General features: G+C 38.7%; 2 protein-coding genes and 1 pseudogene. All 3 read right to left on the bottom strand.

Going from position 1 to position 9,976, the window contains the following annotated elements; genetic code table 11:
* Window positions 1-1,713, bottom strand: a pseudogene (locus tag ACFIK7_RS02595) (autotransporter outer membrane beta-barrel domain-containing protein); the annotation flags it as partial.
* Window positions 1,714-2,354: 641 nt separating this feature from the next.
* The gene (locus ACFIK7_RS09825) at window positions 2,355-7,610 is read right to left on the bottom strand and encodes an autotransporter outer membrane beta-barrel domain-containing protein (protein WP_404977339.1); all 5,256 of its coding nucleotides are present in this window, start codon (window positions 7,608-7,610) and stop codon (window positions 2,355-2,357) included.
* Between the two features lie 628 nt (window positions 7,611-8,238).
* Window positions 8,239-9,976, bottom strand: a 1,738-nt coding sequence (locus ACFIK7_RS02585) for an autotransporter outer membrane beta-barrel domain-containing protein (protein WP_375662882.1), incomplete at its 5' end; no start/stop codon positions are given.

Here is a 9,976-nt window from a genome sequence, read left to right as displayed (position 1 = left end):
ACCAACGGTCATTGTTTTACTTTCACCACCGGTTATAATTAAATCTCCGCTAATGATTTGACTTCCACCGTCTGCATAAAAACCTTCATCGACATTTTGAATGGTTGTTTTGCCCATTAACCTAACTTCACTACCAGAGTCCGATGTCCATATACCAGTGCGTTCGTTGTCGGAGCCTTCAAATGCTTCACCACCGATTATCGATAAGTTTTCGCTAATGATTTTACCTCCATTAACGGCATCGAGTCCGCCCAAAGTATTGTTAATTATTGTATCGCCATGCAATTGAATTGTGCTGTTATCGCCAATTACAAATGCACCGCTTCCTGTTCCCTCTGTTGTTAGAGCAACATTCGTGGCATCAATCTTTCCGCCTTTTTCTGCAAATAATGCAGCGTCTTTCCCATTTACCTTTCCTCCCGTCATTATGATAGTGGCGTTTTGTGCATTGGATTTTTGTCCATCAGCATGAAGACCATAACCATAAGATGAAATGACTTCAGTGCCGTTTAAAGTAATTCTGCTATAGTTTTGAGCATATACACCATCAGTTTTTCCATTGAATGTTCCTTTGGAGACTTTTACTATGGAGAAATCATTTGCAGATATGCCTGTTAGTGCTTGAGTTACGGTTACATTATTCAAAGTTACTGTGCTGTAGTAAGCTCTTATTCCCTTATCCATAAGGATGTCATCTTTGCCGCTTGATATTGTAACATCTTCTAACGTGCTTTCGTTAATACTCTGTTCGAAAATAGCACCTATATGAGATGCAGCAATGGAACCATCAATCATCTTGATAGTCGCTCCATCTCGTACATCAAGACCGTTTGCAACTTTTTCAATGGTTGTTGTACCGTTTAATGTAATCATACTGTTGTTGTAGGCTATTGCACCAGTACTGTTTTCAGTTTCAGAGCCGGTTATTGTTAGATTGTTGCTAACAATTTTGCCCCCAAGTGTTGCCGTAAGACCGTTTGTTACTTTTTCAATGGTTGTTGAGCCTTTTAATTCAATCGTACTATCAAGTCTGTAGGACGTTACACCAGAACTATTGCTATTTTTTTCGTTCTGAGAACCTGTTATTGTTAAATCTTTACTAATGATTTTGCCCATATTTACAAAAAGACCGTTGCCAACAACATTTTTAATGGTTGTTTGTCCTATTAATTCAACCACGCTATCAGACGTATCGACAAATACACCAATGTTTTTTTCTCCAGCTTCAGGAAGGATGATCGTTAAATCTTTCCCAGTGACTTTTCCTCCACTGTTTGCTTGAATCCCGTTTGTAAAGTTTTCAATGGTGGTTTCACCCATTAATTCAATCTCACTACCAAGACCTTGAGTTGTTACACCAATACCTGTATTACTTCCTTCTATTGTTAAATTTTCGCTAACGATTTTGCCCTTATTTTTTGCCCAAAGCCCATTTATGGCTTTTTCAATGGTTGTTTCCCCTTTTAACGTAATTTTGCTACCATCACCTTCAGAGATTACACCAGTTTTTTTAGATTCAGGAACGATTATTTTTAAATCCTTGCCAATGATTTTTCCGCCGTCTTTTGCGTGAATAGTTTCATAGGTTTTATCGGATACTTCTTGTTGTTTTCCATCAGAAACTACGAGGGTTTCAGCATGTGCATTGAACTGGATGTTGAATAGGATGATAGCAGCCGCAGCCGTGCATGATAAAAGGGATGTTTTATACACTAGTATTCTCCTTATGAGAGCCCCAAAATATTCATTTCCCCGCGAACTTCATAAGAAGAAGTGAAAATGGATAATTGTTATTAATTTCAGTAATTGTCTTTATTTGGTAAGACATTTTTGGTTTTTTGTCAAAATTAAAAAATAATTGATATTAATTATGTCTAATACAAAATGTATTTATAATTGATTTTATTTAAAGAATTATAATTTTGAATATTATTATTCAGAGAAATATTCTGAGATACTGATATAGTGGTACCATGACATCTTTTACGTGATGGTAGGGATTATTATATGACGCAAATTGGGATTATGAGGGAACAAAAAAGGATGTAGAAGAAGCTAGTAAAAAAGCTAACTTACTTGGGCTTAAAGTGGGTTGTCATCTTTCAACACAGTGGTATTAATTTATTTCTAATAGACTTCTCTTTTTTTCAAAGTAGGAAGTACTCTTCATCCACTGGGGATAGAAGTGCTCTGTTGCGTCTTGTCTTGGGGATTTTCGTAAAGAACTAAGTATAAAGAGGGAAGGGTGCTTTAAAAGGAAAAAGGATGACTTTAATGTACAAAAAAGGCAGTATATTGTGCTGCCCTTTTTGTTAAATTGAATAGAATGAATAGGCTATTTTTACAGCCTTGATTTAAAACTGATAGCGTATGCCACCTGAAAAGCTTGCACCACTTATACCAGTTTTCTGAAGCTTTTGTCGATAGCTTACATCAGCGTAAAGAGAGAAATTGTGAGACAGTTGTGCATTGATGCCAACGCCGCCCTCAATTGCTGTTCCCATGGGATCAAGGTCAAAATCTCTGCCAATCTGGATGGTACCATCATCACCAAAGGTTTTGATCAAGTTTGCTTTTCCATAGAAGGAAATGGCAGGACCATTTTCAGTGGTCATAATGGTTTTGGTTAAACGTCCACCAACACGGATCAACCATTGAGAAGGATTGTTCATATCAATTTTTAAATTATCAGCATCTTCAATGGTATCAAACATCAAATGTTGATAAGCAAGTTGTATTTGGGGCTCGAAGGTTAAACCTTCCATTCCGGTAGAAAATTGTTTGCCAACGGTGGTGGAAATACTCAACATCTTTACATTGTTCAATTTCGCGGTTTTACCAATGATAGCATTGGTGATATCGCCCTTTATTATCCCATAGGATAAAAGCGTATCGATATAGAAACCACTGTCATGTTGTACACTACCATAGGCAGTGAGAGACCATTTATCTAGGGTGCTTTTACTTGCATCCTGCATCTCTTTTGGAGTGAAAGACAGCTGCCCATAGGTACCTATAAGACCGAAATGTGTCGTGGTATTTTGTCCTTCTAATGCCGCTAATGTGACACCGGCTTGGAGAGCAGCATAGCGAATATCAGCACCATAACCATATTTAAGGGGACCGCGTTTCGAGGATAAGGTTCCTGTACCCCCATAGGTAGAGAGGAAGAAACTGTTTTTTAGATTTTTCTGCTCTCCCAAGACTGTTGTTCTCATATTGGCTAAAAGTGCATTTTGCTTGGCCATATCGGCCAATCCAGTATAAAAGAGGGCATTTGGCATAACCAAATAGCTTGCCATTTGTGGTACAACTGCTCTTACTTTTGAATCGGGGTCAAGAAATTCAGGCTGCAAGCGGAAGTCCCAGAAATCTTTATCCTTTTCATCGAATAAGTTTTGGTTAGCATTGGCCTTGCCATAACTTGATACTGGTCCATAGGAAGTTAGCGTATATTTATAAGGAGTTCCTCCTATGGTGGTATAGCCATTTTTCAATTTAAAGGAGTCTTCTTTTGCTTCTCCAGAAACTTGAATAAGTGAAAGTCCACCTATATTTGAAGGAGGAGAAGCATTTTCTACACTCTCTTTATCCCCTGAAACACTTTTGACATAAACTGTTGTGGTGCCTGCTACATCACCGTGAATGAGAAGCCTATCGGTTTTTTGTGCATCTATTGCAACACCATCACTCCATATAGCGTTGAAATGAATTTCTGCCTCACCAAAGGCATTATAGACTGCTAGAATGGTTGGTATTCCAGATCCTACATGCAATGTATGATAATGATCTTCTACCGGTCCATTAAAAACAATAGAACTATCATTAAGATTGAGCACAGAAATATCAGAACGTGACCTTTGAGCAATAGCAAGCAGTTTTCCATCATCATCGGTTTCTTTTGTACTGGTTTTCAATATCCATGTTGTCTTGTTTGTCAAATCAAAGCGTACGGTTCTGTTTTCTGCAATTTTTGCTTTTCCCTTTAATACCGAGTGATTAGCATTTAGTGTAAAAGCAAAATTATTTTCTTTAGTTGAAGCTTTTGCTGCTAATAAAATATCGGCACTGATTTCTGAATTTTTGAGATTGACTATACCGATTGATTGGTCTGCGTTAATTCCAATACTATTTTCAGTGCGAATCTTTGTATTTGTCAAGTCGACTTCTGAGGCATTATCGTCCTCGGATTTATCAAATATTATGCCACTGTTTTCTGCTGTTGCAGAAACATTTGTTACATCAATATATCCGCTATTTTTTACAACAAATGCTGATCCTTTTGCTGCTACGGTCCCTCCATTCATTTTAATCGTGCCACCGTTTTCTGCATAAAGTCCGATGAAAGTATTGCTAATCGCTGTATTTCCATGCAATTCAATTAAGCTGTAAGGATTGCTGGCAGCTGCACCGTATCCGTTGCCATCCATTGTTGTTAGAGCAACGTCTGTGACCTTAATATGTCCACCGTTCATTGCAAACAATGCCATGGTTTTCGCAGTTACTGTTCCACCAGTCATTATGATTGTGCCACTATTTTCTGCATCAAGTCCGGTTACAGCATTATCAATAGTTGTCTTCCCATACAATTCAATTAAGCTATTAGGATCGGTGGTAGCTGCACCATAGTTACCATTTGTTGTTGTTAGAGCAACATCTGTGACCTTAATATGCCCACCGTTTTTTGCAAACACTGCCATGTTTGCAGCGGTTACAGTTCCTCCCGTCATTGTGATTGCACCACTATTTTCTGCATTAAGCCCGATGAAAGCATTATTAATTGTTGTCTTTCCATATAATTCAATCAAGCTATCAGGATCGGTTGCAGCAGCACCATAGTTACCATTTGTTGTTGTTAAAGCAACATCTGTGACTTTAATATGCCCACCGCTTTTTGCAAGCAATGCCATGTTTGTTGCGGTTACAGTTCCTCCCGTCATTGTGATTGCACCACTGTTTTCTGCATTGAGCCCGATGAAAGCATTATTAATCGTTGTCTTTCCATCCAATTCAATCAAGCTTTCAGGATCGGAGGTAGCTGCTCCGTATCCGTTACCATACATCGTTGTTAGAGCAACATCTGTGACTTTAATATGCCCACCGCTTTTTGCAAGCACTGCCACGTTTGTTGCGGTTACAGCTCCTCCCGTCATTGTGATTGCACCACTGTTTTCTGCATTGAGCCCGATGAAAATATTATCAATTGTTGTCTTTCCATACAATTCAATCAAGCTTTCAGGATCGGAGGTAGCTGCTCCGTATCCGTTGCCATACATCGTTGTTAGAGCAACATCTGTGAGCTTAATATGTCCCCCGCTTTTTGCAAGCAATGTCATGTTTGTTGCGGTTACAGTTCCACCTGCCATTGTGATAGTACCACTATTTTCTGTATAAAGTCCGATGAAAGCATTATTAATCGTTGTCTTTCCATGCAATTCAATCAAGCTTTCAGGATCGGAGGTAGCTGCTCCGTATCCGTTGCCATACATCGTTGTTAGAGCAACATCTGTGAGCTTAATATGTCCCCCGCTTTTTGCAAGCAATGCCATGTTTGTTGCGGTTACAGTTCCACCCGCCATTGTGATAGTACCACTATTTTCTGTATAAAGTCCGATGAAAGCATTATTAATTGTTGTCTTTCCATGCAATTCAATCAAGCTGTTAGGATCGCTTGTCGCGGCACCGTATCCGTTGCCATCCATTGTTGTTAGAGCAACATCTGTGACCTTAATATGTCCACCGCTTTTTGTAAGTACTGCCGCGCTTTTCCCAGTTACAGTTCCACCCGCCATTGCGATAGTACCACTATTTTCTGTATAAAGTCCGATGAGAGCATTATTAATCGTTGTCTTCCCATCCAATTCAATCAAGCTTTCAGGATCGGTGGAAGCAGCACCGTATCCGTTTTCTTCCATCGTTGTTAGAGCAACATCTGTGACCTTAATATATCCACCGTTCATGGTAAACAATGCTGCGCTTTTCGCAGTTACAGCTCCTCCCGTCATTATGATGACGCCACTGTTTTCCGCATCAAGTCCATTTATAGCATTATTAATCGTTGTCTCCCCATCCAATTCAATAAAGCTGTAAGGATCGGTGGAAGCTGCCCCGTATCCGTTTCCGTCCATCGTTGTTAGAGCAACATCTGTGACCTTAATATATCCACCTTTTTGTGCAAATAATGCTCTGTTTCCCGCAGTCACTGTCCCTCCCATCATTATGATTGTAGAGAATAAACCGTCTGCATAGAGTCCATCACCATCAGATGATGTAACTTGAACGCTGCCTTCTTTACTATTGGCTAAAATAATGAAGCTGCCGTTCATTACGTATAGCCCTGTGTGTTCTCCATCAAATGCTCCTCCTAATATCGTTACTTGTGAACCATCTTCTGCCGATATGCTGGTGTCTGCTTGCGTAATGGTTACATTTTCTAAAGTGAGATGACTTCCGGCAAAGGCCGTTATTCCTGTGTATAAAAACTCTTCTTTTTCATTTTCTAATTCACTTTCCCATCCAGGGTCTAATTCATTGTCCGATGTTTTTACATTTTCTAGCTTGTCTTGATCACTTATGCTGGTATTTGCATAAGTAATGGTTACATTTTCTAACTTGTTTTTATCGCTTTTACTCTCATTGAAGAACGCACCAGTTTCAAAAGCCGTAATGGTTCCTCCAGTCATTGTGATTGTGCTACCGTTTGTTGCATAAAGCCCAATTACAGCGTCATTAATTACCGTATTTCCGTGCAGTTCAATTGTGCTGTCAACATCATTAGCTATTGCACCGATTCCGGTGCCATCTTTTTTTAAAGTAACATCTGTGACGTCAATATGTCCGCCATTTTCTGCAAGTAATGCTGTATTTTCTACAGTGACTGATCCTCCTATCATTGTGATTGTGGATTGTGCACCATTTGCATAGAGTCCGTCACCATGAGATGATGTAACTTGAACACTGCCTTTTTTATTATCGGCTAATTCACTATAGGTTAAAGTAATAGCGCTGCCTTCCGTAGCAGATATTCCTTTGAGTTCTCCATCAAATGCTCCTCCTAAAATCGTTATTTCAGAATGATCATTTGCAAATATACTGGTGTTTGCTTGCGTAACCGTTACGTTTTCTAAAGTAACTTTGCTTTTGTTGTCGGCATTTATTCCCTTGTCCATGAAGTGGTCATCTTTACCGCTTGATATTGTTACACCTTCCAGCTTGTTTTTATCATTCATACTGTTTTCGAAGAAAGCGCCAATTTCAGAAACCGTAATAATGCCTCCAGTCATTTTGATTGTAGCACCATCTTTTGCATTAAGACCGAGACGAATGTCAAAATCAGTTCCTTTAATGGCTGTGTCTTGCAGTAATGTAATCGCACTGCCAAAACCGTCAGCTGTTACAGCATAAATATCCGTGTCTTTATTCCCAACCACAGTTAAATGTGTGCCGGTAATTTCCCCGTTGTCTTTTGCATGAATAATCTCATACGTTGTGTTAGATACTTCTTTTTTCTCGCCGGAAACTTCAAGAGTTTCAGCATATACATTGATATGGGTGTTGAATAGCATGACAGCTATGACAGCTGTGCAGCATAAAAGGGATTTTTTACACACCAAGATTTTCCTAACTTATAAGAGCCACACACTCTTCCCCCGCTTATAAGAAGGATATCAAATGGATGGATATTTTAGAGATGGAACGTGAATAGGATATTTTTATTTTTGTGTAAAGTATAAATTAACTTATACATTTAATATATAACGTATTATACTTAAATTCATTTAGTATTAAATGAATACATTATGTTAATATTATATAAGTATTATAAGTTTTTCTATTTAAGATATGTGTTATGTTTGCATAAAACTTGTTGCTTATGCTTAAAGAAAAGGAGTAGGCAAGAAAATTTCAAAAAACTGTATGCTTGAGCCTGATAGAGATCTCTTCCAACATCATGAAACCAAAGATGATACCATAGCTTTCATGTTTTTCTTTAACACGGTTACGATAAAATAGCGCTCATTGATTTTTCAATCGACTTTTAGTTTTTTTAAGGGATATTTTTACTAGTTAAAAGCGCGATATTTTATTGTCTTGAGTTTTTTAACTAATTTTCTTAAAGAAAAATGTTGGCGGTGTGTACTGGTAGAAAAGAATAGGGGAGAGATAAAAAGGCAGCATATTGTGCTGCCCTTTTTGTTAAATTGAATAGAATGAATAGGCTATTTTTACAGCCTTGATTTAAAACTGATAGCGTATTCCTCCTGAAAAGCTTGCACCACTTATACCAGTTTTTTGAAGTTTTTGTTGATAGCTGACATCACCATGAAGGGAGAAATTGTGAGACAGTTGCGCATTGATGCCAACGCCGCCTTCAACTGCAGGTCCCATAGGATCAAGGTCAAAATCTCTGCCAATCTGGATGGTACCATTATCACCAAAAGTTTTGATCAAGTTTACTTTTCCATAGAAAGACATTGGACGATTGTTTTCAGTGGAAATAGTTTTTGTCAAACGTCCACCAACGCGGATCAACCATTGAGAAGGATTGTTCATATCAACGGTAAAATTATCAGCATCTTCAATGGTATTAAACATCAAATGTTGATAGGCAATTTGTGCTTGCGGCTCAAATGTTAAACTTTCCATTCCGGTTGCAAACTCTTTGCCAACAGTGGTGGAGATACTCAACATTTTGGCATTTTGCAATTTTGCGGTTTTGCCAATGATAGCATTGCCGATATCTCCTTTTAGAATTCCATAGGATAACAGTGTATCCATATAGAAACCATTGTCATGCTGCACGCTGCCATAAGCTGTTAGTGACCATTTATCCAATGTGCTCTTACTTACATCATCCATATCCTTTGGAGTGAAAGACAGCCGCCCATAGGTGCCTACAAGACCGAAATGTGTTGTGGTATTTTGTCCTTCTAATGCTGCGAATGTAACACCGGCTTGGAGAGCAGCATAGCGGATATCAGCACCATAACCATATTTGAGAGGTCCGCGTTCAGAAGATAAGGTTCCTGTGTTTCCGTAAGTATATAGGAAGAAACCGGTTTGTTTTTCTTCTTCTTTTCCTAAGACAGATGTTCTGATATTGGCTAAGAGTGCGTTTTGTTTAGCCATATCGGTTAATCCACTATAGAAGAGAGCATTTGGCATGACCAAATAGCTTGCTGTTTGTGCTACAGGGACGATCACACTTGGACCAGAACCAGAATCCGTTTCAAGAATTTCTTTATGTAAGCGGAAATCCCAGAAATTTTCATTCTTTTCATCAAAGAGGCTTTGTGCAACATCGGCTGTACCGTGGCTTGACTCTGGTCCATAGGCCGTTAGCGTATATTTATAAGGCAAACGATTTCTTGTGGTATAGCCATTCTCGAGTTTGAAAGAGTCTTCTTGTGCTTTTCCAGATACTTGAATGAGCGAGAGGCCACCTATATTGGAAGGATCAGCAGCATTTACTACACTACTTTCATCTCCTGAATCGCTTTTGATATAAACTGTTGTGGAGCCTGAGACATCACCGTGGATCAGAAGTCTATCGGTTTTTTGATCGGCACTTTTTACGCCATCACTCCAAGCAATGTTGAAGTAAATCTTTGCATCACCCGTTGCGTTGTAGACTTCTTGCGTATCTGGTTTACCAGATCCTATATGCAATGTGTGATAATGATCTTCTGTTGGTCCATTAAAGATAATAGAACTATTGTTGAGATTAAGCGTGGAAATATCAGAACGAGATCTTTGAGCGATATCAAGCAGATTGCCATCAGCATTGAGTTCTGTTGCGCTGGTTTTTACGATCCATTGTGTCTTGTTTTTTAGATCAAAACGTACATTTCTGTCTTTAGAAATATTTGCTCTGCCTTCTAAAGTTGAATGATCAGCGCTTAATGTGAAGGTGCCGTTGGAGATCGCTTTAACCTCTTTATTGTTCCAATAATTGTCATTTTTCCAAGATTTTGGA

Source organism: Bartonella sp. CL266QHHD (assembly GCF_042195355.1).
Taxonomy (GTDB): Bacteria; Pseudomonadota; Alphaproteobacteria; order Rhizobiales; family Rhizobiaceae; genus Bartonella.
Note: the sequence above shows the minus strand (reverse complement) of the source record. Positions and strands in the feature narration are given on the sequence as shown.